Raw genomic sequence first — 25,307 nt, 5'->3', positions numbered from 1 at the left:
CCGCAGGTAGTCTGTCGGTAAAAAGTGTTTATTTCGTGCCGAAAAGACGATCTCCGGCATCCCCGAGGCCGGGAATAATATAGCCGTGTTCGTCTAAACGATCGTCAATGGCCGCCACATAAATATCGATGTCCGGATGCTCCTCCTGTACGGCCTTGACTCCTTCCGGAGCGGCTATCAGGCACATCAGCTTGATCTGATTGCAGCCTCTTTCCTTCAAGAGCTGGATGGAAGCATTCGCCGAGCCCCCGGTCGCCAGCATCGGATCGATGACGATCAGCTCGCGCTCGGTAACATCGGTAGGCAGCTTAACATAGTATTCTACCGGCTGCAGGGTCTCCGGATCACGATATAATCCGATGTGTCCGACCTTCGCCGCCGGGAGCAGCTTCAAGATTCCATCTACCATTCCGAGTCCCGCCCTGAGGATGGGGATCAGCCCCAGCATCCGGCCGGAGATGATCTTGCCATCGGCGTCTGAAACCGGCGTTCTGACCTTTACCTTCTCCAGCGGAATATTTCTTGTAATTTCGTAGGCCATCAGAGTAGCCACTTCATCGACATAATCGCGAAAATCTTTGGTCTTAGTATTAACATCACGTATAAAGGTAAGTTTGTGTTGAATTAACGGATGGTCGCATATAAAGACCTTGCCCATAAAATTAAATCCTCCCATACAGGTGTGTCTTTCTTTCATTTATGACTGAGCCTCTGTCCTCTAATGCCTTCACAACGCAGCCCGATGGAGTATTCGATCAGCAGCTTTTTGCCATAAACCTTGTTCATTATACCACAAATAATATGAAAATATCCGACAAAAAAAAGAGGCATTCCCCTTCATATAATGCCTCTGCTCATAGTCTAGAAGGACATCCACCGGCACCCTCCTATCTTCCGGATAAACAGGAAAACTCCCCGGGCAAACAGGGTAGAATGACCTGTCGCCCGGGGAGATCAAGCAGCCTTATTCGTATCTGAGACCCGAATAAAGCGGATATTGCTCCGTCAATTCCTGAACCATACCGCGGACCTTGTCGTGAACGGCCTCGTCCTTCGGATTTTTCAATGCCAGAGAGATGATTTGGGCAATCGACTTCATAGCTTCCCGTCCCATTCCTCTGGAAGTAACGGCAGGGGTACCGATCCGAATACCGCTCGTAACGAACGGGCTCGTCGGGTCGAAAGGAATGGCGTTCTTGTTAACCGTCACTCCCACATCATCCAATAGATTCTGAGCTTCCTTACCCGTCAGATTAATGTTGCGAAGATCCACAAGCATCAAGTGATTGTCCGTGCCTCCGGTCAGAACATTGAGCCCTTCAGCCATCAGTTCCTCAGCCAGCACTTGAGCATTGCTGATAATATTTTGACAATAGGTCTTGAAGTCATCCTTCAGCGCTTCACCAAAAGATACCGCCTTGGCTGCTATAACGTGCATCAACGGACCGCCTTGAGATCCGGGGAATACCGCTTTGTCAATTTCCTTGGCCCAAGCTTTGCGGCACAGGATCATACCACCACGGGGACCGCGGAGAGTTTTGTGCGTGGTCGTCGTGACAAAATGAGCATGGGGCACCGGATTCGGATGCAGGCCAGCGGCCACCAGACCGGCAATGTGAGCCATATCTACCATAAATAATGCTCCCACATCGTTCGCAATTTCAGCCAACGCTTCAAAGTCGATTGTGCGCGGATAAGCGCTCGCTCCGGCTACTAACATCTTCGGACGATGCTTGAACGCCGCTTTCCGAACCTCGTCATAATCGATGCGGAACGATTCCTCGTTAACACCATAAGCCACGAAATTATAGAGAATGCCGGAAGCGTTCGCCGGGCTGCCGTGAGTCAGATGTCCGCCGTGGGCCAGATTCATTCCCAGCACGGTATCTCCAGGCTTGATAGTCGCCAGGTAAACGGCCATATTAGCCTGTGCACCGGAGTGAGGCTGTACGTTGGCGTGTTCCGCGCCGAATATTTCCTTGGCCCGATTAATAGCGATCGTTTCTACTTCGTCCACATATTCGCAGCCGCCATAAAATCTCTTGCCCGGGTAGCCCTCCGCATATTTATTGGTCAATACGGAGCCCAAAGCTTCAATAACCGCTTCACTGACAAAATTTTCGGAAGCAATCAATTCAATTTTGCCGCGTTGCCGGCCGAGCTCCAGATTCATAGCCTTCAAAATTTCCGGATCGGCAGTACGTAAATGTTCCATCCTCATTTTCCTCCCAATGATCGTATTATAAATGATGGTTATTGGCATAAAACTTATGTCGAAAAAATCTGTCTATTTTCAAGATAAGGATAAACGGCTATCGCCGTCCTTTGGGCAGGCGCGTAAAAGCTACCTTTAAAACCGGGTTATTCGTCTTCGAAGAAGATCCGTTAGGTGCTTTTTTTAAATTTTAAGGAAACCCTGCAGCCTCTAAGAGCCGTCAATGCCCTATAGCGTTTCGCCGATTCTAGAGGCAGGCTCCTTCATTCGAAGGTTCCTGCTTCGTGTAGACCGCCCTGGCCCCGCCAATCAGCTTGGGACGGGTATAGGCCATAACAACATGGGCCTGACCTACGGAACGTATGGAAGGGCGTACGGGAACCGCCACCTTGCGCAGATGCATGCCGATTAATGTATCGCCGATATCTATTCCCGCATGGGCTTGAACGGTCTCGACCACAACCGGCTCGTTCAAGTGGTTATAGGCGTAGGCAGCCATAGAACCGCCGGCCTTGGGGACAGGAATAACGGATACCGGCTCCAGCGAAGGGTACGAAGCCAGCGCCTCCTTCTCGAGGACGAGAGCCCGGTTCAGATGCTCGCAGCATTGAAAAACCGGATAAAACCGCACCTTCTCGCGGGCTTTCATCACGCCTTCAAAAATACGTTCAGCTACACCCATAGCACCTGCGGAGCCTATTCGCCGCCCCATAACCTCGCTGGTACTCGTCCCGACAACGACCAACTGCCCATCTTGAATATGGCCGGCTTCGAGAAGTTCTCTCAGAATGAGGTTTACATCTTCTGTAATTTTCAGAAGGGATTCGTTCACTGGATAGTCGTCGGATCTGGAATCGGCCATTCCGGCCCGCCTCCTTCCACCCTGTAATTAATAAAATGATCCCACTTAATTCAGAATACCGGCATTCAGTACTCAACACGGACTGTTTCAGGCGAACCTTATCCGTTAGGGGTGAATGGAATATTTCTCTTCGATGGATTTCAATTTGCTTACCCGGCCTTCGTGACGGGAACCTTGAGAGAATTCCGTCTCCAGCCAAACCTTGACGATTTCCAGGGCAACCCCCGGCCCGACCACTCTTTCTCCTAAAGCCAGAACATTGGTATCATTGTGCTCTCTGGTCGCTTTGGCCGAGAACAGATCGGAAACGAGCGCACAGCGGATCCCCGGTACCTTGTTCGCGGCTATGGACATCCCGATCCCGGTGCCGCAGATGAGAATTCCTCTATCCGCCTGACCTGAAACTACCTGATCACAAACCTTGAGGGCATAATCCGGATAATCGACGGAGTCGGAACAATGGCATCCCAAATCCTCGACTTCATGTCCAAGGGCAATCACCTGCTGCTTGATATCCTCCTTCAGCCGTACCCCGGCATGATCCGCGCCAATCGCAATTTTCATCAACTTTTACCTCCCTTGTCGACCGATAACCGTTAGCCGATCACGGTTCAGTGTCCGTTAGTATACCCAAGCTGTTAAAATAGAAAAAAGAGCAGGCGGCGTGCGTGCACGACGTTGCTCTTTGCCCAGGCGACCGGCCGTATCCCCCGATGCTCCATTGTGGTTATTCCCACTTGTCGCCAGTTACATCGGGTTCTGATTAACGTTACCCCCATAATACCTTATAAGGCGGCAGGTTGTAAAGCTTCCTTTTGGCCTTTGTAAAGTCGTTTTTTATTACTACAAACAGTGATAATGAAAGGCACCTTTATAATTTATTGTTGTGATGATTTTAATTTATCGAGCAGTCTCCGCAGACAAAGCTCAATTTCATCCGCACAGCGCTTATAAACATCGAAGGAGCCTCCGAAAGGGTCCGAGATATCATAATCGGAGGAAGTCGCCGACCATTCCAGCCATGGCGGCATTTCCACCCCTGACAAGCTGGGGTTGAGCGCCTTCTGGATTTCCCATTCAGCCACCGCCCTTTCCTTCTCTGCCTCGGCGGCTGCTTCCTCTTCGTGGCGGACGTACTCTTTCAAGGTGAAGGTTTTATCCGCGGCTTCCGGATATTGTTGAATGAGCGATCTTTTGTGCCCCATGGTCATCGTCAGAATAAGCTCTGCCCAGTTCACATGCTCACCGGATACGGGAGAGGACAGAAGCATCTCCTGCATCCCTTTGGACTGAAGAATTTGACGGGAATGAGGGGAGATCGGACAGCCTTCCGAAGCGGCCGTTCCGGCTGAACGAATGTCCAGAGGAAGGCCCGCTTCTTCCGCCATAAGCCGCAGCATACCTTCAGCCAGCGGACTGCGGCAAGTATTACCTGTACAGACAAATAAAATGCGGTTAACCATTCGTTCACACCTCCTTATTAAGGATTGCCCGCTTCTTTCCCTTTCATCCGGGCTCATTTAACGATAAGCCTGCCTGTTCTTCCTGCAACAAAACCTAGTATGGCAAATCGTATGACTATTGTACCTCATCCGCCAAGAAGCGAACAATCAGAGAATGAACTGAACTCCGAACATTAGCAGGATGGCGCCTCCTATTGCCTCGCCGTAATTGCCCGCCCAATAGCCCATCCTTCTTCCGAGCCATAGACCGATAACGGACATTGTCCCGCCAAAAAAACCGAATAGGAGAACCGTCAGTAAAACATCGGAGTCGAACATCCCCATAGAGACTCCTACTGAAAAGCTGTCTACACTAACCATCAGGGCGAATAGCAGAAGTCCCCAGGCATTCCGGAAATCGAGGGTATGTACGGATTCTCCCCGCAAGGAACTATAGATCATATGCCCCCCGAGCAAAATGAGAAGCCCTCCTCCGGCCAATGTGGCTACCTCACCCAACAGATAGCCGACGTAATGGCCTGCCAGCATTCCCATAAGAGGCATCAATATATGGAATAGTCCGATCACGAAGCTCACTTTCAGAATACTTAGCAGCCGAATTCCCCTGAAGCCTATGCCTATCCCCAAAGAAAAAGCGTCCATTCCCAAAGCGAACGCCATCAACAGCAGTGTCGCAACGTGCCCCCAATCGAGCGTACCCAGAATCATGCGGCCTTCCCCCTGTCCACTCTTCTTCTTTCCAAACATATGCGGACAAGGGGGTAAACATACTATAAGTCTGTCCCAAGCCTTATATTAAATTTAGGTTTATCGTCTACGAGGGCTAAGTCGGGAATGGCTTCATCCAAGTAACGTAGTGTATTCCTTCGTAATCGCGATACTGGGAGAAGGAATCGCTTAATTTGTTGGCTTTTAGCACCTTTTAACAACGCACGCCTCTCCCGGCGCATTCTGAGGCGCTGATTGTATTCGGGAGGAAATGGTGATAAAAAGACATGCAAATGTGCATGTCTTTTTTACGAAAATATGTAAATCCCGGGAAAGACGAGCAAAACTGCAGGTCATTCGCGCATTTTAACTAATATCTCCTCAAAGACTGCATTTCTGTTGGTCCTTGCTGCGTTCTCACCGAAACCGGGTAAGGCAGCGGAGGCCTAAACGAGCTTAATCCGATGACCGGCCGCCTTCAGAAGACGGTTCATTACCGCCAGTCCGATCCCTTCTTCCTCTAAGGCTTCCGCATAAATAACGGTGACGTTCTGTTCATCGAACGATCTTAACGCTCCATACAAATTTCTGGCGACGGTTTCGGGGCTCTGCAGACTCCCCGCGGCCACTACCACATCCGCTTCGGAGCCGTATTGTTCGCAATGCTCTTCGAACGTAAGGACCCCGGTCCTCTCTCCTTCCGCAGAGGCCTTGCGCAATTGTTCGCGTATCCATGCGGATATCCGGTCAGGCGAATCTCCGCTGACCACTGTGAGCCGGCCACGCGGCGCGTAATGCGCGTACTTCATTCCGGGCGACTTCGGAGCAGCCTCTTCCTCCGCCAGCTGCCCGGAAGAAGGCCGGCCCTCGCCGGAGCGGGCCAGCGCCGCAGAGAGCTCGCCGCGAGCCTCCACGCGGCCGGCCACGCGGCGCAGCTCCTCGGCGGAAACGCCGCCAGGGCGCAGCACGTGCACGATCCCGTCGACCACCTCAACGACGGTCGACTCTACGCCGACCCCGGTCGGCCCGCCATCGACGATTCCGTCGATGAGGCCGTCCAGGTCGGCGAGCACGTGCGACGCCCGCGTCGGGCTCGGCCGGCCGGAGCGGTTCGCGCTCGGGGCCGCCACCGGGCAGCCTGCCGCCTCGATGAGGCGCAGGGCGACCGGGTGGTCCGGCATGCGGACCGCGACCGTCGGCAGGCCGGCCGTCACGTTGGCGGCGACGGCGCCGGGCTTGGCCGGCAGCACCAGCGTAAGCGGGCCGGGCCAGAAGGCGTCCATTAGACGCCGGGAGGTCTCGTCGAGGCGATCCGCATCCGTCAGATCGCCTAGTTGAGACCTGTCGGCTATATGGACAATCAGCGGGTTGTCCGACGGCCTGCCCTTGGCCGCGAAGATACCCGCCACCGCTTCCGCGCTGCGGGCATCCGCTCCGAGACCGTAGACGGTCTCCGTCGGGAATGCGACTCGCTTTCCTTCCCGCAGCCAACGGGCGGCTTCCTGCAAGCCTGAATCCGCAGCTTCTATCGTCTGTGGATTCATGATCCACACTTTAGTCATCTTCGGTTCATCCTTTATCATTTATGTTTATTTATTTCATTTCTATCCTAGCCCCGCTCGGGAGCGACTTTATTGTACCCAACCGCTAACAACATTGTAAACAGAAATCAACCATCCCCGCTAGGAGTGAGATGTTTAGTAGGGATGGAGAGATTCGGAAGGTCGTACGGCACAATAATGATCCAAAAAGGGGGATCACTTGAAAAATCGCCGACATTTTTATAAGTAATGGCGCGGAACAAGCGGCATAGGGATCAATAATCATAAAATGTCCCGATTCGAGCCCTCGCTCTTCCTAATAGGTAAAAAGCGCAAAAGTGCATCTTTTCCAATCAAGCCAACCCGATTTAGAGAAAAAGCCTGCAATTGTGCGCCAATTCTTAACCAACTATACCCGAAATGGGACAGACTAGATCAAAAAGAGGCATTTTTGCAGGAATATTTCCGATGGAATATAAGATTTGCCTAAAAGATGTAAAAATGCATCTTTTCTATAATCGATTGAACACGCAAGCTTTGAGCCTGTCATAGGCTGCTCCGCTTGAAACCCGTTCATCCGAAATTGCCTATCTTGCTACCGTCCCACTATTGAATTGGTGCCTACGCAAACCATCCTTTAACCCAGGACAGCAAGCCTTGAAGCAGATCCCACAGGAAAAACCTTACCTCCCGGTCAGCCGGTGCCTGGAGAGAAGCTTGCCGAAGCGAGTCGTCCTCCTGCTGAGCCTTGCTTTGCCCATCGCCGCCTTTGGTATCCTTGGCAAGCTGAGAAGCACCTTGTCCCTCCTCCTTCTTCCCTTTAGATGAAGTGGAGTCCTCCTTGTCTTGGGCGACGGCTTGACCGGAAGCAACGTCAACGAAGCATAGCGGCGGGAAGAGCACGCACCACCAGTTCTGTCCCTGGCCACTGCCTAATGTAACTTTAAGAGCTTCGTAATCTCCGGCCGGATATACGCGGCTGCCATAGAGCTTGGTCGGAAATTCAGCGCTTCCCAACTCTACTTTAAATTCGTAGTCGTAGCCCCGTTTTTCCAGAATTTCTGCAATCAACTCACGAAAAACCGGCAAATGTGCTTCCACCTGCTCCCTAGCTTCCTCAATAGAGGCAGGGCCGGTTACCCAGCCGTTCATCTCTTCAACGATCGCATCGCGGATCAAACGTTTGATCGCCTGATCCTGCACCGAATCGGAATTGGCCAATATTCTTAGGCGGATCGCCTCCTCCGGAATACCCGATTGGAAGACAGCCGCGTTGGTTTTGTTCGATTCCCAGCAAAATAACAGAACAATAAGGGCAAAAGCGATATAAGCGTATTTATGAAAGGATACTCTTCTTACCATTGGAATCTATCTCCTCTCCTGAATGCCTACTATCCAGTATGGCCTTCCCGAGAAGGAGTTATACTATATCTCAATATTTTTAGTAGATTGATAGAATCCTTTAAGAAGAGTCCTTAGCAGCCCAATATAGGGGGGTGGCTGTCGGCTTGGGAACCTGATTTATGAAAGACGGGATCAACTATCCGGCTGAACCCGTCCCGTCTTGAATGGCCACGTTATAGCGAAGCTTTCAGCGCCAGGCCAGAACATGCCTCTCTATCCCCGCCAGATCGGTAACAATTTGGGTCTCCGACCATTTTCCTTCCCGCTTAAGCATCTCTTCGACCGCCCTTGCCTGGCCCTGCCCGACCTCAAAGCCGACCAATGCAGGAGGGGCAGCCAACTTGTCCATGTCAATCAGGAACCGGCGATAATAGTCCATCCCGTCTTCCCCTCCGTGAAGCGCGAGATGCGGCTCATATTGGCCAACTTCCTTCTGCAGTGAAGGCATGTCCCCGGATGGAATATAAGGTGGATTGGAGACGAGAATATCGATTTCTGCCCTCTTCCGAATGAGCGGATCGAGCAAATCTCCAAGCATAAACTCGATCCGTCCTTCTCCGGTATGCTTTGCCCCGTTCAATTTGGCAACCTGCAGAGCCTCCTCCGACAGGTCCGTAGCCCATATCCGCCATTCCGGACATTGAACGGCCACAGTCACCGCGATAGCGCCGCTTCCCGTCCCAACATCGACCAGAAGCGGTTCTTGCTCTGGCCACATTCGTTTTCCCTGCTTGATCAGGGCTTCCACCAGAAGCTCGGTCTCGGGGCGTGGAATGAGAACTGCCGGTGTAACCGTATAAGAGAGTCCATAAAACTCCTGCTCTCCTATAATATACTGTACAGGCTCTCCGCTTGCTTTCCGTTGGATGGCCACCTGCCATGCAGACATCCGGTCTTCGGGAAAAGACTCCTGCCAATTCAAGAGCAGCCGGTTGCGGTCCCACCCCAGTACATACTGGAGAAGCAGCTCGGAGCAGGCTCCGGCATCCGGAACCCCCTGCCCCTGTAAAAAAGAAGAAGCCCATATATAGGCTTCCCGAATCGAAGAAGGCCGGTTGACATTCATCGGCTTACTCCCCTTTTTCCAACTGTTCGGCTTGTGCCGCTACGGTTAACGCTGAGATGAATTCTTCCATATCCCCATCCATTACGGATTCCAGCCGATGAACGGTCATACCTATGCGATGGTCGGTGACCCGGCTTTGCGGAAAGTTATAGGTACGAATTCGTTCGCTCCGGTCTCCCGTTCCGATCTTGTTCTTGCGCTCCGAATCGTACTTCTGCTGCTCTTCCTGTAAAAATTTATCGTAGATACGGGCACGCAATACTTGCAATGCTTTCTCTTTATTCGAGTTCTGGGATTTGCCGTCCTGACAGGTGGCCACTATTCCCGTTGGCAGGTGGGTAACGCGAACCGCCGATTTGGTCGTGTTGACGGACTGTCCTCCCGCCCCGCTCGAGCAGAATGTATCTACACGGATGTCGCTTTCCTTGATTTCCACTTCTACTTCCTCGGCTTCCGGAATGACTACAACTGTCGAGGTCGAAGTATGAATCCGTCCTCCCGATTCCGTCACCGGTATCCGCTGCACACGGTGTGCCCCGCTCTCATATTTGAGCTTGCTGTAGGCCCCTTTACCGGACACCATGAAGATGACCTCTTTAAAGCCTCCCAGATCATTCAGGCTGGCTTCCAAAATTTCCGTCTTCCAGCCTTGACGGTCGGCATAACGCGTGTACATCCGATAAAGATCGGCAGCAAACAGCGCCGCTTCGTCTCCTCCGGCTGCACCGCGAATTTCGACAATGACGTTCTTGTCGTCATTCGGGTCCTTGGGAAGCATTAATATTTTGATCTGCTCCTCCAGCTGTTCCCTGCGCTCCTCTAGCTCATCAATCTCCATTTTGACAAGATCGCGCATTTCATCGTCCAGCTTTTCATTCTGCATTGCCTTGGCATCGGTCAGCTGTTCGATTACCATTTTATACTCGGTGTAGGCATCATAAGCTTCCTGGAGGTCGGATTGTTCTTTGGAATATTCTCTTAATTTTTTGGTATCGTTAGCTACGTCCGGATCGCAGAGCAATTCGCTCAGCTTCTCATAACGATCGGCCAACGATTGGAGCCGGTCTAACAAGCGCACTCACCTCTTGACAAGGATGGATTAATCAATCGTTCGATCTTTCTTGGGTTGCGTAAATGGCGAGATTTCATATCGCTTTATATGATTCTGGCTTCAGGAACCTTCCCATATCGGGTTAAAATTCCGTCCGCTCACATCTATACATTAAAGCGGAAATGCATTACATCTCCGTCCTGAACTACATAATCTTTACCTTCCAGACGCAGTTGGCCTTTTTCCTTGGCTGCGTTCATAGATCCGGCTGCAACCAAGTCCTCATAGGACACAACCTCGGCACGGATAAAGCCCCGCTCGAAGTCGGTATGAATAACGGCCGCCGCCTGAGGCGCTTTCGTTCCCTGGCGGATGGTCCAGGCCCGTACTTCCTGTACTCCTGCTGTGAAATAAGTATACAAGCCCAGAAGCTTATAAGCGGCCCGAATAAGCCTATCCAGTCCGGACTCCTTCAGTCCGAGCTCCTCCAGGAACATTTCGCGGTCCTCACCCTCGAGCTCCGCGATTTCCGATTCTACCTTGGCGCTGATCGGAACTACCTCTGCGCCTTCCTTAGCCGCGTATTCTCTTACCAGCTGAACATAAGGATTGCCATCGGCATTGCCGGCCTCGGCCTCGCTTACATTCGCTGCATACAGTACAGGCTTGATTGTCAACAAATGAAGATCGCGGATCAGCAGTTTCTCCTCATCGCTAAGCTCGACACTGCGGGCCGGTTTGTCCGTCAGCAGAGCTTCCTTGATCTTTTCCAGACATTCTACCTCGGCCGCGTATTTTTTATCCCCGCTTTTCATATTTTTACGGGAACGGTCGATTCTTTTCTCAACGGAGTCCAAATCGGCCAGAATCAGTTCGAGGTTAATGGTCTCGATATCGTCAATCGGGTTCACTTTACCCGACACATGTGTAATATTCTCATCCTGAAAACAACGGACAACATGAACAATGGCGTCCACTTCGCGAATATGGGCCAAAAATTTATTCCCCAGGCCTTCTCCCTTACTGGCTCCTTTGACAAGCCCGGCAATATCGACAAATTCAAAGGCTGTCGGAACGATCCGGTTAGGCACGACGATCTCTGCAAGCTTCTGCAGACGTTCATCGGGAACTTCAACGACCCCCACGTTCGGATCGATCGTACAGAACGGATAGTTGGCGGATTCCGCCCCTGCTTGGGTTATCGCGTTAAACAAAGTGGATTTTCCCACGTTAGGTAAGCCGACAATACCTGCTTTCAAAGCCATTTAGGACAACTCCCTTATTATATACGTCAATCAAGTCATCAAGATATTATACCGCATATTAAGAAAAAGCTCCAGAGACTTATACGGGAGCGGTTCCATTTGAAGGAAATCGACAAGGCATAGCCGGTTTGACTGTTTATTGTGAGAAGTTCCTTTTGGGCACAAAAATCCCCGTCAGCCGGTCGCTAACGGGGATTCGTAGGTTGAAAAGATTTAATTATTCTACAACACCGTATATGATCTCTGACTAAATCCTCATGCTGTCACCCTAACTCTTCTCACATTGGAATTCACAGAGTCGTTACTGGATCATTCGTCAGATCGTTGGATTGGATGGAGTAACTTCGGCTTAAGGGTTTAATCTGATATTATTAGAATCAACCCTATATTGAGATTTAGCGACAACTGAATATTAGTTCTGAACGTTATTATAAAGAGAGCGGTGAAAGGAGAATTACAATGAAGCTTTATATTCTTGCCATCTTCATTCTGCTTACTAGTTGTACACTGTCACCAAATAATGATCCTCATGAGTCTACCGAGTTCGAAAGCCCGCCATTTTCACTTCAACCTTCATCTTACCCATCTCCGCAATCAACTCCCCAACCTTCAACCCATCCAATATCTGAAAGTAAACAATTAGCTCATTCTATGCTTAAAGATGCTTCTAGTAATCAATTCGATGATATCGAAAATATCGTTGGCGGATTAGACAAGGAAGAGCTGGACGAACTTCTTAAGTATGTCTTGACTTATTGGCACCAATACTCCTATAAAAATCAAGAAGATTTACAATTGGTATCTTTATTACTGGAAAAAGGCGCGGATCCTAACGGTGTGGATGATGATGGAATGCCCTTGCTTTTTATTGCGAGGACAGCCGATATGCTTATTCTAATGGCAGAAGATAGAAGGGCTGATTTAAATGTTAGATCTCCTCATGGAAACACATTACTATTAGACGCTATTGGATCCTATAGGAGTGATAAAGTGGAATACTTGCTTCAAAGAGGTGCTGATCCCAATGAAGAAGGAAATCCCAATGAACAAGAGAAGTGGTCGCCTCTTCATCTTGCCATTGCATATGCAGATTATGAAGATTTGATGATGCCAATTGTGGAAAGTTTATTGAATCATAAAGATATTGACTTGACCAAAGTAGATGAGGAAAACCGGACTCCCTATGAGCTGGCTCTTCAGCTGGAGAGAACCGCGGTACTTGAATTATTTGAAAAGAAAGGGTTAGTTAATTCTGCGGATTAAATAACAAAAAGGGCTTTCTTGCGAGGCATTATCTTGTCACTTGCGGAGAATAATTCGGACAGATAGGCTTGCCCCCAAAGCATATGTGCCCCAGGAGCAGCTATATGAACGATGATCGGCAATGTTCAGTAAGTTGTACTTAAGTGATTATTGGAATTCGATCGCCTCCCTCCCCCACTAATTGAAAATCTGCAGGGGAAGGGGGAAAACAGAGGGATCGCGATAATGGGCGAGTAACCTGCCGCTCTGGCCTGTTGAGCCAAAGCTTCCGCATTCGCACGGACAGAGAATGCGCCTAGCTGTACTTTGTACAGTCCCCCCGTAAACACAATATAAGGGGAAAAGCCTTTGGAGCGTGCATCTGCAGCCATTGTTTCCGCATTGGCACGAATGCTGAAAGCACCGATTTGCACTTATTTTGGCCGTGATCGTCACCTCCATGCTTCAATTTATATGCAGCTGATATTAACGGCTTGTACTCCTGTAACAGAAGAGCATAAGATGGTAGGGTTTCCTAGATTAAGCAGGTCAAAGCCCCCTTTTCTATAATGAAAAGAGGGCTCCGTTGAAATTGAATTCATTAAGATTATATTGTTGTCGTTGCACTAATACCCAAGTTTTCTTTTTTTCATTAGTATCCGACAATCCAGCTATAAATTGAAACCTTTGCCCTCCGGCTTGGTTGGATTGCTTATGATGCCAAGCGTGGCCAGGACGACTAAAATAGCATCGGCCAACAGCACGATCCCGGTCGACCAATCATGGATTAATGTATAGTTTTGGGTTTGCTTTTTCACGTTGCTATCCTGTCTCTACAATCTTCCTTTCGTACCCCATTCTTAATAACGATTAATTCGGAAGTACAAAATCTTATCGAAAACGATATACTCTTTGCGATCCAGGAACGGCCCCCGATTCTCATATCTTTCGATTACATAAGCAGCCGGCCCCCGTCCTTCTGAACGGTTCTCGTACCAGTTGGTGAAGGCCTCGAGCTCCCAATTCCACAGGTCAAACTCGCGCTCTAACCCGTTGTCCATCGTAATGAGCAAAATTCCACGCTCCATGGATCGAGCCTCCGGAGTAGCCCATGCAACGCGCGAAGGCGGACTTTCCCCATTGTGCTTGTCTACTGCCGTAACGGTATAAAAATAGGTTTGGCCGTTATAGACATTGAAGTCGGAATAATGGGTGTATACACTGGAGGTCACGGTTACAAACGGACCTTCCGGAGAAGTTGATTTTTTAATGTTGTAATAGACGGCTTCGCTTACATCTGGCCAATGAAGGTAGACTTCATTGTCTTCGCCATATGCCCACAAGTAAGACGGTGCATCTGGCCACGGTACAGGCGCACCTCCATAAATGTTCAGCTCCTGAATGTTGACCACGTCTTCTTGACCGCTGTAGCTAAATGAAATATAGCGGACATTTCTTACTTCTTCGTTCGTGTACTTGATGGTTCCGTCTGGAGCACCGTTGTACAAATAAGTAACATCAGTAACGGTCATCAGTTGGCGGCCGGAGCTGTAGTAATACACGTCAACCGGTTGCGAAGCTTGTACCTTCAGAGCTGTCGCTGACACTTCTTTTCCAAGATCGATCGTCAAATATTGGTTTTTCGGTAAGGTGTAACTGGTGTCTGGATTATGGTCTGTTACCGTAGTTACCGAATTTCCCTCGCCAAAAGGCGTTGTACTGTGAGTCAATGGTTTGTAGCTTAAATAGCCTAGTGGATCACCATCCGGACATGCCGCGGAAGCGAATGGCATAGCCAGGGTCAGGCCCAGCGCCAGCATAAGAATGATAGCCATAGCGCGTAACCCTCTCTTTTTAGTTAACATCATTGTTTCTTCCTCTCCTTTGTAAAAAAGTATTTATTTTCATAGATGGGGCTTGAGTCCGGCAAGGTATTACGACTAATCAAACAAACCTCAGCCAGCCCTCGGTACCCCAAACTATAAAAACCAAAATTGTTGCTGCATCGGGATCTACAAAACAGTTCTTATGAAGAAGTGAAGCGTTGGGTGCTCCCCTTGCATCATGTCGCCACTATCTTGAATCCTGAAGAACAGGTGTAAAACTGCCTTTTACGCTACAAGTTAAAGCCTTTGCTTTGAGGATGAGTAGGATTGTTTAAAATCCCAAGCAGCACAAGAATCTCAAGCATTCTTTGCGTAACAAACTCTACCTCTTCCCGGGTAAAAGTGATAAGTCCGGTGTAGATCAAAATATCGGTTACCAAAGCAATTAACGCCGCCCATAACCCGTAATTTCTAAACCGTCTTTTTTCCAACATCTTTATCCTCTCCTCCAACTTCAATTTGGTTATGTCTAGCTAATAGGATCAGATTCAGCCACGCCAATTCAGATAAGGTGAGCCGGCCGGTATAGGCTTTTTCCGCCCAGGTATAGTCCGTTATGAGCGCCGGCTGCATTTTTCCGTTGACGCTTTCTCTGTACATTTTGTCTATGGCGTCCCCAAGCATTTTCCATTGCCACGTCTCCAGCTTCAATGTGTCTCCCTCCCCCTCATCCCGTTCTCCTTGTAATTCCCGATAGAGTCGAGCCCACGGAAACTTTGGCCCCGGACAGGACGGCTTTCCTCTCGGATTAACTTGAAAATGACCGATAACATGATAACGGTCCAGTTCGAAGACTGGGCCCCATATTTCTTGAACCTGCTGCTGGATATACCGGTGCAGCCAAACCGAAGCCTGGAACTGAGCCTCGGTTAAATCACCGTCCGTGCCTTCGTGTTCGATGGAAACGGAATAAAGGTTAGGGTTGATTCCCGGATGGTCTTGGATCACAGGTGTCTTCGACTTGGCAATATCGTCAGCCCCGATTCCGTTAGCCCAAGCCATCCTGCGAATATCTACATATTGGTGGATGCGGCCGTCCTTCGACACTCCGAAATGAGCCGATGATGTATAGTTATTGGGGCTCGTAAACCAGGAATCCATGCTTACCATGGATCCCGCCGAGATATGGTTAACAATGACAAAGGGGACCTGCGTCCCCCGGCTGCTGCTGTTGGTATGTTTGTTTCCTTTCCACTCAATAGATCTCAAGCCGATTCCCTCCGCGGCAAAGAATCTTTAATTTCTTCCACTTCATCAGCCAGCTTCTGAACGGCTATCGCTAACTGTTGATTGTTAGTTTGCGCTTTTTCCAACGCAACGATCAGCCGCTTCTCTCTGGCTTCGCTCTTCTGCTCCCTCTTGTCATGAGTCCGAATAACGTAAAAAAATAAGGCAACAAACAAAATCGCGAAAATTCCTTGCGTTGCCGCAGCATTGATAACTTCGGATTCCATCACCTCACCTGCTTTCTAATAAAATGAGGAACATTATAAAAAAATGTTGAATTATTGGGTGCACCAAGTTAGAGCAACCAGATTTTTGTGTTCAGAATGTCCGCTATTTTCTTCACCTATGAGGCTGATCTTTGTTATGAACGGCAAAAACCGAGTACATTATCGCACCTTAATTGGACAAGACTTGAGTGAGTTCATGATGTTTTTCTCTTGGAAAATAGGGTTCGTTTGAGCAAAGATGCGGGTTTAGAAAATCGCTTCGGGGGGGCTTCACCGGTAAGCTGTTGGTATTGCTCGGGTGTTATTTGTTTTGCCTGCAGGAAGACCTTTAAATCTTCGGTGGTGTACCGCCCTTCCTCGTAATAGCTTTTGATACACGGGTACCAGTTCATCCTTTTCCGCCTCCTTTCTATAAGCTTCCTTTCGTGGCCAAAGTTAGCAGCAGCTCTGCGTTTCGGCTTTTGATCTCGTTTATTTCCGCATCCTTAGCCATAAAATCTTGTTGCAATTTCGCCATCGCAGCTTCCAACTGCTCGACCTTCTCTTCGGTTGAGTGCGGTTGGGGCTGGCTTCGAAGTTCCTCAATTTCCCCCGGCATCAAACCTTCTATCCAAAACTGCATAAGATCTATGGGAGACAGAGAAAATGGTGTTTCAATTCCCGTTTCGCCGTTCCCTTGCTCCACCTCTTGCTGCCGTTCTTCTAGTTCCTGTTCATACTGCGATACAGCGGCTTGCCACGCCTCAAGATCAAACCGTGGCTTGTACAGCCCAGGAGGTACGGGGACGGCCACTGTGTAGCCTATGAGGACAACTTCGGGATTTACCGGCTCTTTTGCCTCCTCTGCCTCATCCAGAAATTCCATTGGTTCCAACTCGTTCGATGCCGGAACAGGCTCCATAATAGGAAAAACGCCTGTCACATGGTCGGCAACAAGCGTTACATCCTTCATATATCCGTCCAAGTCGGTTATTATTGCTTCTTTCAAAGTGTGACCTCCTTACTTATATGCACGGAAAGTTATACCCTGCAATGAAATATAGGCATTTTTTGCATTTGATGAGGCAAGCTTTACAATTCCCGTCGGATCCACATCTATTCGGATAAAGCTATCACCTATACCCGTAACATAACCATTAACCGGAAAAATAAGTGTTTTGTCCGGCCTAAATCCTACGGGAAGTATAAATAATGGTGTACCTGCTGTCGATATCCCCTTGCTCACTAAACCCATAATAGTAACAACATTTGATTCATCCTTATAGTAAAAAGAACGTTCATAATCTCCTCCATAATCTTCCCACCCATTAAGAAGCGTCGGCTTTATCCGCTGCGGCAGCTCCTTCGTAGCCTTTTCATTTTCAAGGACTGTGATGCGGGCAAGAGCATTCTTGCTTTCCTCGACTAGACTATCAACTGTTTTCCTCAGATTAGACGCATACTCGGCGCTGATAACTGTTGGAGCTATGCCGATCTTGTATGTGTCCAGAGCTAGGTAGGTGACTTGGTAGACGGCTGAGGGGTCGTAAAGTCCTGACTCCTTTTTAACATATGCGAGTTGATTGCCATATGAATTAATTGGGTCATAATTCAAAACCCATGTGCTGTCCTTAATTCCGTTTTTATACACGCCCTTAATGACATCCGTTCTGTATTTCAATAACGTACCTGTAACATTTTTATTATTTATAGCCCAAGTGGTAGTGCCCTCTCCGACATTTGCTTTTTCTCGAACCACAATCCCCGTACCAACTTCAACCTTGTTCGTTCCCTCATAGAGCATCAGACTACCTTCATGCCCCAGTGGCTCATCTATAGGGTTGGCTAGCTTGTATTGAAGGAGGTAGGGAGTATAACCAGGAGAAAGGGTCGTAGGGGTAATACCTGTCGGATTCCCTGCACTCCACATCTCTACCCAACCCTTAATTTGTCCGGGCTTTCCATTATAAGGACTCCTTGCGTCTGACGTACTTGCATCATACATTCTCCAGCCCCAAAAATACGCCTTAATCTCGTCCTGGCTCGGTTCGTAGTCTGGCCCCCATCCACTATCGGAATTGGCAATAATAATATGGACAGCGCCACTACTTATTGATGATGTATCAGGTCTGCCGTCCGCAGACGAGCTATAGTACTTACCGAGGATTCGTCCATCATATTTAACAACGAAATGAGCATCTGGATTATCATTGCTATTAGATGTAATGGCGTTGTTATCAACAAATGCAGAAACTGTTTTAAACTGTTGATTTTTAAAGCTGTTCTTCCAATCTAAATTACCATCCAACTCCATCCGTCTAAAATGCCTCACAGCTCTTGGCCTGCCCTCATTGTCCATGTACATCCTGTCTGCCACTGAGCCGTCTGGATTAGACGCTAACTGGCATGTTGGCAGGTACATATAGGTCTCTCGTCCATCATCTGCTTTAGTACTTAGATACACCCTATTGACGTTTTGCAATGAATCCACATAGGGATATTTTGCTGCGACTTGCTCAGGAGTCATGGAGTCGATGGTGTTATACTCTGCTTCAGTGATTTCGTAAAGTCGGATACCATCGATATACATCACATTTCCGGCCTCGCCTTGACCGTAAAAATAGATAGTGGGGCTAGTCCCCTGCGTATACCGGAACTTTAAGACGGCAGCTTTAAATTTTGTACTAATTTCAATGTTATTGGAGTCAACTATTTCAGAGATTCCATCCCAATATTGCATTCCGGAAAAGGATGAAAAGCTTTCATTTTTTATATATGATACAGCTACATAGTAACTATTGAGTTTCAAATTGAACCTTCTACTAAATCCTTGTGTGCTAGTACTCGTAGCTGTGATCTTAATAGAAGTATTCCCATATACTTTATTTTCCGAGTTCAGTTCTCTTACAGCATAATTCAGTGAATTCCAAACATTTATATCTTCGCATTTCCCGTCCCGACCCAACAAGTTAATTAATGTTCTGCCTCGTATGTTCGTAATTCTAAGCGGAGTATCCCTGTTAGCTGTTATTGTTTGCAGGCCAGATTTTAGTGTTATTGGAACACTTGGGACCTTGTCTAATTCTGCATGTACATCGTGAATGCCTTGTTCAATTCGATTCAAATCAGTTTCTTTGACGATATCATCATATTTCCAATCAGTCTTAGACTGATAGGTCATGTTCTTTGCACCTCCCATGTTAAACTTATGCCGAAAGGTTAATAATGAGAAAAACTACCGCGGCGTTGAAATTATTTCTTCGTATTCAGCTTGCGTTATTTTATCTGCATCTACCCAAACCTGTAGTTTTGCTTCATCTGTCCACTTACGCTTCCAAGCAAGTAAGCACCAGTCATAGTCTTTGCTTTTCATCTACAGCACCCCTCTCAGCATTAGATCAGTTTGCAGGTCGAACAATGTCTTGCCAAGCATTTCATTTTCCATTTTTGTTTGGATCAATTCAGTTTCATCATCAAACAGCCTTTCGCCTAGTATTTCCGTCTCGGTCGGCCCCCTTGGCGGAGGAGGTGGGCGATTTGCTATTTCTTCGTCGATCTCTTCTTGTGTCTTCTCACGAATTTCGTTACCGTCGAGTTTCCACCGGGAAGTATCTGTTAGAAACATTTGCCATTGATCGAACGTAATTGGGATGGCAGATTCAGGTATTTCGTCATAAACGTCACTTGCGTAGAATGTGAAGATGTTCCCGGAATCGTCGAATTCTACGTATCTTACGGGTTCTTGCGTAAATTCTTCGTTCATTTCTTTACCTCCCACTTAGTGTCCAACGGCGAACCAGTAGAACCCTCTACCTCCGCCTTGCTCTCCAGAATACTTGAAATTTGCGGTAAATCCGAACCTAGTCGAACTCCATACGCTTAAGTCGACGGCATAATTATCGTACTTTATAGATGGAGATATTGTTATATTTCGCGCGTAGTTAGGGAAGGCTATCGGGAACGTGACCGGATATTCTCCCGAAGTCGGAGGAGTTCCGTAGCCCCACTGGATAATTAGACCGCTGGCTAAACACTGATATCCCGCTTGAGCTAATGATGCAGAGTTGTTCCTATTCGTCCATACTTCCGAGCCATTAAATTTAAAGCTTGAGCCGTCGTGTTTAAGCTCAATAAGTCCATTTGTATACGCCAGGCTATCATTGAGCGCTTGCAGACGAAGCATATCCTCAACGACATCCCATCTATAATTCCTTTTATTAGGGGTATCATTAGCACCCCCTAGGAAATGCAGAGGGAAATTTCCAGAGCAGTGTACTTCGCTGTTAAATTTTTGAAGTGCCGCGAATGTCTTTTCGCCCGTTATCGTCTCCGCTCCAGCCTTGCTAACTTTCGTATTTGGATCAAAATTTCCAGTGTGAAAGACTGTTTTTCCCTGTCCGGTATAAAGCTGGCTCCCGTCCATGGAAGCCCGCAGAATGTCATTTATCCATGAACCGATAGGGTTTGATGAGTCCATTCTTTGTATATAAAAAGTAGAACTGTTTAACGTAGCTCTGACCGCCACATCTTCACCAGCGTGTCTTATTGCTATTGTAGGACTGGAGGAACGCGACGATATCAGGGCGGGGACATATAGATTACCGTTCATAGTATCTCCGGCCTTGCTGACTTTGGAAGAAGGGTCAAAGTTTCCAGAATGCCAGATCTCCAACCATTCCGTCCAAGTAGTGTTAAGTTTCCTTGTTAGTATGCGCACAGTACTTGCGTCCGTCCTTAGCGCTGTCTGATACACTTGGTTTGGGTGTCTCGCCTCTATCCTACATATTCCCCATGGGACATCTGACGGCCTATTGACGGTAGTATCGTTAATCAATACCCATCCATTTTCTTTCTCATCGTTCAAATTAGTTGAAGTTCGAAGAGCGTTCGTCCCTAATCCAAACGACTTCACCCAGTTAATCGTGCTCTGCTCCGCTGTATTCGCTTTGGCTTGAGCTCCATCTACTGACTCAACCTTTACCCATCCAGAAAAATTAGGGTTTACATTTGTATCAAAGTATCCAATCCATTCATGAGCAGCTCTTCCGTTTCCGTTAAAAAACTTTAGTGCAACGCGATATGTCGAGTATCTTCGTACGAATAGCATCCCCGCCGTTGCTGGGTAGGCCGTCGAAGGGTTTGTAGTAAACTTTTGGAATCGCAACTCCGACTTATCCGGCATCGCTCTGCAAATTGCTTCCATGGTCTCAGAACCTTCTGTTAACCCAAGCTCAGTAATGTTGTTGAATACTTTCCAGCCAGCAGCATTATTAGCTATCGCATCCACTTCCGCCTTCCTGGCCACATGGTTACTATCAGTAGGCACACCAACCATAAATTGCCCTGACGCATCACGCAGAGCTATCCGGTTAGGCATTGCATCATCGGTAGCTCCATGTACGAGAGTCGCATTTTCGTGGGAGGTTAAGTCGGATTGAGCTTCTTCCGCCTTTTGGCGGGCAACCTGTGCTGCTGATTTATTATCGTTAATCTCCTGCCCAAGCTCATTCATATCCTCCGGCTTAACTATGTCCTCGTATGTCCAATCGGTTTTTGCCATGCTATCCCTCCTTGACCTCGATGGTCTGAACCATAATCGTATCGGTTGTCACCGGAACGTAAACCTGGTTTGAGCTCAGGACCCGGTTGTCTGCTTGTTTAAGCTCGATCAGTGTGATCGTCTCGACTGAACCGAACGGAACCATATAATTGAGGATCACTTCATTATTCTCCGCTTGTTTTGAAGTGAAGCTGGTAATCTCATAGGTTCCATTCAATACGATTTTGGCTATTTTCGAATCCGTAAACTTCGCAACCTCGTTTAATAAATGAGTTGTTATCACTTTATGACCACCTCCGGACCTAAGGAAGCAAAGGGACGTTCTCCAAGCTTCCAGGTTCCATCCAGTTTATAATTCCATGTCATTTCATGCTGTGAAATATGCTCAACCAGTTGGATCTCATCCCTTACTGCGGTTTGCTGATGATAGACCAGGTTGGCCGGCTTCATGCTCATGACCGTATGTTCCAGTTCTTTAAAAATGTGCGCATCCTGGATGCTGGCCGTGATTGTCAGGATAAAATTCTGAATATCGACTCTGGCGGAAGCCCGGTTCTTCCCCAGCAGGTAATCCATTCTTTCCTGAAGGTAACGAATCGTGAATGGCGGCTTGGTGGAATATCGGTTAATGATGCGCTTCTTACGAAACTCCAGAGACTCCGCATTCGGATCGGCCTTAATTCCCAACTGCTGCTCCCGCCGTTTAACCGCCTGCTCGGAGGAAGTCAGCACGAATTGATCCTGGAACCATCGATCCAAGGCCTCATAAAGCCGGGCCAGTTCTTCATCGGAACGATCTGTCAGCTCCAGAACCTCTACAATCTCGTGATAGATTTCAGGCAAATAAGAAAGCAGTTTATCCCGCATGGAGTCCCACCCTTCCCATGACCGGCACTTCCTCAGGCCCAAGTTCCAGGTTGCTGCTGCTGCCGTTCAATTTCGTCTGGGCAATGTCGGCTATTCCTTTGATCGATAAGACACGCGCTTCCAACTGACTGATCCGAACCGTGAGCCGCTCTTCCTGATTCCAAAACTTGCGCAGGGACAACAAATAATCCTCAATAACTCCTTCAATGTCTTCCTGTACTTGCCCCAAGGTCATCTCCGGTTCCAAAGTAATCGTCGTTTCGACATCAATGGAGATCCCCTCCACACCGCGAATGGTTACTTGATGGCCAATCGGTGCCAGACCTTGCCCTTTGCCCCTGTTTTGAACCGGATCGATTAGGGTCTGCACTTCTTCGATCAGCTTCTCTGCCGGAGGGGAAAAATCGCTGGTAATGACCGTACACTTAACGGTCCCTCCACCCTGCCAAACCGGGAACACTTTCACCCCGCCAATCCCCGGAATAGACTTGATTTTCTGCCGGTAATCCGAAATATTGCCGCCGAATGGCTGCTCATTGATCGTTTCCATATAACGCTGACGGAGGGATTCGTCACTCTCTTCATCTTCGCCGTGAACCAGCACTTCTCCCAACTCCGCCCGGGCCAAATCTTTAATATAATCGACCGGAAGCATAGGGCCAAACAGACCATTGCCTATCTCCCCGGCTTTCTCACAGACCATAGTATACTCACCGACTGCTCTTTTTTCCGCAACCACGAAATATACCTGATCCACAGAAAAACGGCTTCCTACGGGAACGTCTACGGGCTCGCCTTTGGAATTATAAAAAAAGCCCTTACGCCTGGCAGGGGTCGCGGGCTTCCTTAATATTCCGAACTCTGCGGTTCTGCGCGCGAGATACTCCCCGCTTGAGGTGTCCGCGTAGGAAAGTCGGATATTTTTGTCTACTTCAATGTAAAACTGCGCCAGCTCCGCTGCAGCCGGAGCCAATGCATCATAAATGATGCTTCCTTCCCTCTTGTCCAAATTTGCAGGAATGCGATCCAGCATCCGCTGCAAAATCGCCTCGAAGGTCTGCTGCTCATACATTCGATTTCACCTCCTCAGAAATGCGAAAGCTGCCATAATCGGAATGAACCGTAAACTGCGCCAGAGCTGAATCTCCATGATAAGTAATATCGAAATCATCCACTTCCTTAACCCGGTCATCCTGCATCAATGCCTCCCGGACCCGGCGCTTCAATTCCGAATGAAACAGCCCGGCGTCCTTTCCCAGCAAACCCATCAGCTCACTGCCGTAATTGGGACTATAAATGAGATGCTCATACCGCTCGGTTCGCAATATTTTATAGACGGATTGCCGGACAGCCTCCAGCCCGTCGGTCATGCCGATGATTCGCTTATTAGACAAATCCAGCCGATAGGTTCGGCTGGGCTGCCGTCTCTGTCTGATCTCCTTAGCTTCACGAATGGTGCCTCCTTGAGGGATCATGATCCCACCACCCGACCCAGGATCACGAAGCTCTGTCCGCCTTGCGCCCGGATGAGAATTAGTTTATCTCCGCGCTCCAATCCTCTGCGGATGATAACCTCCTGATCGCCTATCCATACTTTGTACTCTGTCATATGTTCGGGAATAATTAAAAAATCCTCCGTGAGCGTAGACTTCTGATCTACATATAGCTCCAGAGGATTTACTTGAGAAACGGTCGCATAGGTGACCGTGACCGGGTTGCCGGCTTGTACGGCACCTATGCCCGCTTTTTTAATAATATCCAGCATAGCCATCAGATCACCCTCAATTCCAACGTCATCGTATGGTTCTCTCCTTCGATCTTGTGACTGCATTGATCCACCAGAAATGTCTGGTTAATATCCAACTCTTCTATCAGGATGGGAACGACACAGCCGGCTCTCAACCGGATATCTCCCAGAGCGTCGACTCTCAACGTTTTTTGCTCCCGATTTTTCAACTGGATCAGTTGATTGAGCATTTCGCTGATTTGCGCCTGGTTCAACTGTTCATCCACCGATTTATATAGCTGAAGCTGCCCCCATCTGGCTATATTGGCGCTGTCCTGTGCAATATAGATTTTTTTCGTATTCTCTTCCTTATTTTCTTGGGATAGCTTTATTCTATTGTAGGTTTCTTTATCGATCGAACGCGAATACTGATAATCATAGAGGAGGCTTTGTTCCCCGAGGGCGAAGTCCACCCTCATATCATCAACACTGCGTAGTGACAGCTCGCCAAAATCATCATAAAAAACATAAATCCGCTTGGTCGATATTAGTGTCAGGTCGATGGCCTTGCAAATGATGTCGAGAAGCTTCTTGTCTTCCTCCAGCATTTTCGGAATACGATACCCGGTATCATCCAATCTTCCTACTTTCAATTGATTGTCTTCGGCAATGCGCTGAATAATTTGTGCAGCCGTAACATCCGCAAACCGGTAGTAGTCGTTGGACAGTAAGTATCGTACCTGATCATAAGCTTTCAGCTTAACGGATTCGTCCATCCCTCTATCTATCGAAAAGACATAACCGTAGAACACATTCATGTCATCCTTGCGGAAACGGATAATGTCCCCGTTGTTAAATTCGAAGCTTCGTTCCTCGTAAAGCCCCCCCCGGACAAAAGTAATATCCAGACTGGCCGGCTTCCCGGTGCGGCTGGTCGCCCATGTTAAATCAGTGACAAGATGGGTAATATCCCATACGTTGCCGTTCTTGTTATCCAATAAAACTTCTATCATACGAA

30 protein-coding genes and 1 riboswitch are annotated in these 25,307 nt (G+C 48.3%); of the genes, 1 reads left to right on the top strand and 29 read right to left on the bottom strand.

Going from position 1 to position 25,307, the window contains the following annotated elements; translation table 11 throughout:
* Positions 1-28 precede the first annotated feature (28 nt).
* From upp to ychF, 11 genes are all read right to left on the bottom strand, one after another.
* Positions 29-658 (bottom strand): uracil phosphoribosyltransferase, encoded by a 630-nt coding sequence (upp, locus tag ACTHRH_RS05775; protein ID WP_144941551.1) that lies wholly within the window; start codon positions 656-658, stop codon positions 29-31.
* A gap of 306 nt (positions 659-964) precedes the next feature.
* On the bottom strand, positions 965-2,215 hold the full coding sequence (glyA, locus tag ACTHRH_RS05770; RefSeq protein ID WP_144941553.1) for a serine hydroxymethyltransferase: 1,251 nt from the start codon (positions 2,213-2,215) through the stop codon (positions 965-967).
* A gap of 247 nt (positions 2,216-2,462) precedes the next feature.
* Positions 2,463-3,077: a TIGR01440 family protein gene (locus ACTHRH_RS05765; protein ID WP_379291069.1), complete on the bottom strand. Its 615-nt coding sequence runs from the start codon at positions 3,075-3,077 to the stop codon at positions 2,463-2,465.
* Between the two features lie 105 nt (positions 3,078-3,182).
* Positions 3,183-3,641: a ribose 5-phosphate isomerase B gene (gene rpiB / locus ACTHRH_RS05760; RefSeq protein WP_144941558.1), complete on the bottom strand. Its 459-nt coding sequence runs from the start codon at positions 3,639-3,641 to the stop codon at positions 3,183-3,185.
* Positions 3,642-3,757: 116 nt separating this feature from the next.
* Positions 3,758-3,838: riboswitch (ZMP/ZTP riboswitch) on the bottom strand.
* A gap of 117 nt (positions 3,839-3,955) precedes the next feature.
* The gene (locus ACTHRH_RS05755) at positions 3,956-4,540 is read right to left on the bottom strand and encodes a low molecular weight protein arginine phosphatase (protein WP_379291071.1); all 585 of its coding nucleotides are present in this window, start codon (positions 4,538-4,540) and stop codon (positions 3,956-3,958) included.
* Between the two features lie 147 nt (positions 4,541-4,687).
* Positions 4,688-5,248 (bottom strand): manganese efflux pump MntP, encoded by a 561-nt coding sequence (locus ACTHRH_RS05750; RefSeq protein ID WP_144941562.1) that lies wholly within the window; start codon positions 5,246-5,248, stop codon positions 4,688-4,690.
* Positions 5,249-5,694: 446 nt separating this feature from the next.
* Entirely contained in the window at positions 5,695-6,810 is a 1,116-nt protein-coding gene (locus ACTHRH_RS05745; RefSeq protein ID WP_440414522.1) for an L-threonylcarbamoyladenylate synthase, read from the bottom strand.
* A gap of 600 nt (positions 6,811-7,410) precedes the next feature.
* The gene (gene spoIIR, locus ACTHRH_RS05740; RefSeq protein ID WP_440414520.1) at positions 7,411-8,151 is read right to left on the bottom strand and encodes a stage II sporulation protein R; all 741 of its coding nucleotides are present in this window, start codon (positions 8,149-8,151) and stop codon (positions 7,411-7,413) included.
* A gap of 229 nt (positions 8,152-8,380) precedes the next feature.
* A complete protein-coding gene (gene prmC / locus ACTHRH_RS05735) occupies positions 8,381-9,259 on the bottom strand; it encodes a peptide chain release factor N(5)-glutamine methyltransferase (protein ID WP_440414518.1) in 879 nt (292 codons plus the stop codon).
* A 4-nt stretch (positions 9,260-9,263) separates the two neighbouring features.
* Complete coding sequence (gene prfA, locus ACTHRH_RS05730; protein WP_379289756.1) at positions 9,264-10,331, bottom strand: peptide chain release factor 1; 1,068 nt, start codon at positions 10,329-10,331, stop codon at positions 9,264-9,266.
* A 143-nt stretch (positions 10,332-10,474) separates the two neighbouring features.
* Positions 10,475-11,575, bottom strand: coding sequence for a redox-regulated ATPase YchF (gene ychF, locus ACTHRH_RS05725; protein WP_379289754.1), 1,101 nt, complete (start codon positions 11,573-11,575; stop codon positions 10,475-10,477).
* A gap of 459 nt (positions 11,576-12,034) precedes the next feature.
* Between ychF and ACTHRH_RS05720 the strand changes: the two genes are divergently transcribed.
* Positions 12,035-12,838, top strand: a complete 804-nt coding sequence (locus ACTHRH_RS05720) for an ankyrin repeat domain-containing protein (protein ID WP_440414515.1) — start codon at positions 12,035-12,037, stop codon at positions 12,836-12,838.
* A gap of 125 nt (positions 12,839-12,963) precedes the next feature.
* On the opposite strand, the gene ACTHRH_RS05715 is transcribed toward ACTHRH_RS05720, so the two are convergent.
* The 18 genes from ACTHRH_RS05715 to ACTHRH_RS05630 all read right to left on the bottom strand — a co-directional run bounded on the left by ACTHRH_RS05715 (position 12,964) and on the right by ACTHRH_RS05630 (position 25,302).
* Positions 12,964-13,251, bottom strand: coding sequence for an SPOR domain-containing protein (locus tag ACTHRH_RS05715; RefSeq protein WP_260982160.1), 288 nt, complete (start codon positions 13,249-13,251; stop codon positions 12,964-12,966).
* Between the two features lie 237 nt (positions 13,252-13,488).
* Positions 13,489-13,635, bottom strand: a complete 147-nt coding sequence (locus ACTHRH_RS05710) for a hypothetical protein (RefSeq protein WP_186328425.1) — start codon at positions 13,633-13,635, stop codon at positions 13,489-13,491.
* Between the two features lie 42 nt (positions 13,636-13,677).
* Positions 13,678-14,685, bottom strand: coding sequence for a fibronectin type III domain-containing protein (locus ACTHRH_RS05705; RefSeq protein WP_144939544.1), 1,008 nt, complete (start codon positions 14,683-14,685; stop codon positions 13,678-13,680).
* 248 nt (positions 14,686-14,933) lie between these two features.
* A complete protein-coding gene (locus ACTHRH_RS05700) occupies positions 14,934-15,137 on the bottom strand; it encodes a holin (protein WP_144939542.1) in 204 nt (67 codons plus the stop codon).
* On the bottom strand, positions 15,115-15,912 hold the full coding sequence (locus ACTHRH_RS05695) for an N-acetylmuramoyl-L-alanine amidase (RefSeq protein ID WP_260982159.1): 798 nt from the start codon (positions 15,910-15,912) through the stop codon (positions 15,115-15,117). Before ACTHRH_RS05695 ends, ACTHRH_RS05700 begins: the two co-directional genes overlap by 23 nt.
* Complete coding sequence (locus ACTHRH_RS05690) at positions 15,909-16,157, bottom strand: BhlA/UviB family holin-like peptide (protein WP_144939541.1); 249 nt, start codon at positions 16,155-16,157, stop codon at positions 15,909-15,911. Before ACTHRH_RS05690 ends, ACTHRH_RS05695 begins: the two co-directional genes overlap by 4 nt.
* Positions 16,158-16,351: 194 nt before the next feature.
* Positions 16,352-16,549 (bottom strand): XkdX family protein, encoded by a 198-nt coding sequence (locus tag ACTHRH_RS05685; RefSeq protein WP_144939539.1) that lies wholly within the window; start codon positions 16,547-16,549, stop codon positions 16,352-16,354.
* Between the two features lie 17 nt (positions 16,550-16,566).
* Positions 16,567-17,145, bottom strand: coding sequence for a hypothetical protein (locus ACTHRH_RS05680; protein ID WP_144939537.1), 579 nt, complete (start codon positions 17,143-17,145; stop codon positions 16,567-16,569).
* Positions 17,146-17,157: 12 nt separating this feature from the next.
* Positions 17,158-19,317: a hypothetical protein gene (locus ACTHRH_RS05675; protein ID WP_144939535.1), complete on the bottom strand. Its 2,160-nt coding sequence runs from the start codon at positions 19,315-19,317 to the stop codon at positions 17,158-17,160.
* Positions 19,318-19,371: 54 nt separating this feature from the next.
* The gene (locus tag ACTHRH_RS05670) at positions 19,372-19,509 is read right to left on the bottom strand and encodes an XkdX family protein (RefSeq protein WP_186328424.1); all 138 of its coding nucleotides are present in this window, start codon (positions 19,507-19,509) and stop codon (positions 19,372-19,374) included.
* On the bottom strand, positions 19,510-19,899 hold the full coding sequence (locus ACTHRH_RS05665; protein WP_144939533.1) for a hypothetical protein: 390 nt from the start codon (positions 19,897-19,899) through the stop codon (positions 19,510-19,512).
* Positions 19,900-19,914: 15 nt separating this feature from the next.
* Positions 19,915-21,696 (bottom strand): pyocin knob domain-containing protein, encoded by a 1,782-nt coding sequence (locus tag ACTHRH_RS05660; protein WP_144939531.1) that lies wholly within the window; start codon positions 21,694-21,696, stop codon positions 19,915-19,917.
* A gap of 1 nt (position 21,697) precedes the next feature.
* Positions 21,698-21,979, bottom strand: a complete 282-nt coding sequence (locus tag ACTHRH_RS05655; protein WP_144939529.1) for a ketopantoate hydroxymethyltransferase — start codon at positions 21,977-21,979, stop codon at positions 21,698-21,700.
* Positions 21,976-22,563: a putative phage tail protein gene (locus ACTHRH_RS05650; RefSeq protein ID WP_144939527.1), complete on the bottom strand. Its 588-nt coding sequence runs from the start codon at positions 22,561-22,563 to the stop codon at positions 21,976-21,978. The genes ACTHRH_RS05655 and ACTHRH_RS05650 overlap by 4 nt, the downstream gene beginning before the upstream one ends.
* Positions 22,553-23,635 (bottom strand): baseplate J/gp47 family protein, encoded by a 1,083-nt coding sequence (locus tag ACTHRH_RS05645; RefSeq protein WP_440414508.1) that lies wholly within the window; start codon positions 23,633-23,635, stop codon positions 22,553-22,555. The genes ACTHRH_RS05650 and ACTHRH_RS05645 overlap by 11 nt, the downstream gene beginning before the upstream one ends.
* Positions 23,628-24,038 carry a DUF2634 domain-containing protein gene (locus ACTHRH_RS05640; protein WP_440414506.1) on the bottom strand — a complete coding sequence of 137 codons (411 nt, stop codon included), beginning with the start codon at positions 24,036-24,038 and terminating at the stop codon, positions 23,628-23,630. The genes ACTHRH_RS05645 and ACTHRH_RS05640 overlap by 8 nt, the downstream gene beginning before the upstream one ends.
* The gene (locus tag ACTHRH_RS05635) at positions 24,035-24,334 is read right to left on the bottom strand and encodes a DUF2577 domain-containing protein (protein WP_313960603.1); all 300 of its coding nucleotides are present in this window, start codon (positions 24,332-24,334) and stop codon (positions 24,035-24,037) included. The genes ACTHRH_RS05640 and ACTHRH_RS05635 overlap by 4 nt, the downstream gene beginning before the upstream one ends.
* Entirely contained in the window at positions 24,334-25,302 is a 969-nt protein-coding gene (locus ACTHRH_RS05630) for an XkdQ/YqbQ family protein (RefSeq protein WP_440414504.1), read from the bottom strand. The genes ACTHRH_RS05635 and ACTHRH_RS05630 overlap by 1 nt, the downstream gene beginning before the upstream one ends.
* Positions 25,303-25,307: the final 5 nt, after the last annotated feature.

The sequence above is a fragment of the Paenibacillus sp. SAFN-117 genome (genome assembly GCF_051966115.1).
Classification (GTDB): Bacteria; Bacillota; Bacilli; order Paenibacillales; family NBRC-103111; genus Paenibacillus_L; species Paenibacillus_L residui.
Note: the sequence above shows the minus strand (reverse complement) of the source record. Positions and strands in the feature narration are given on the sequence as shown.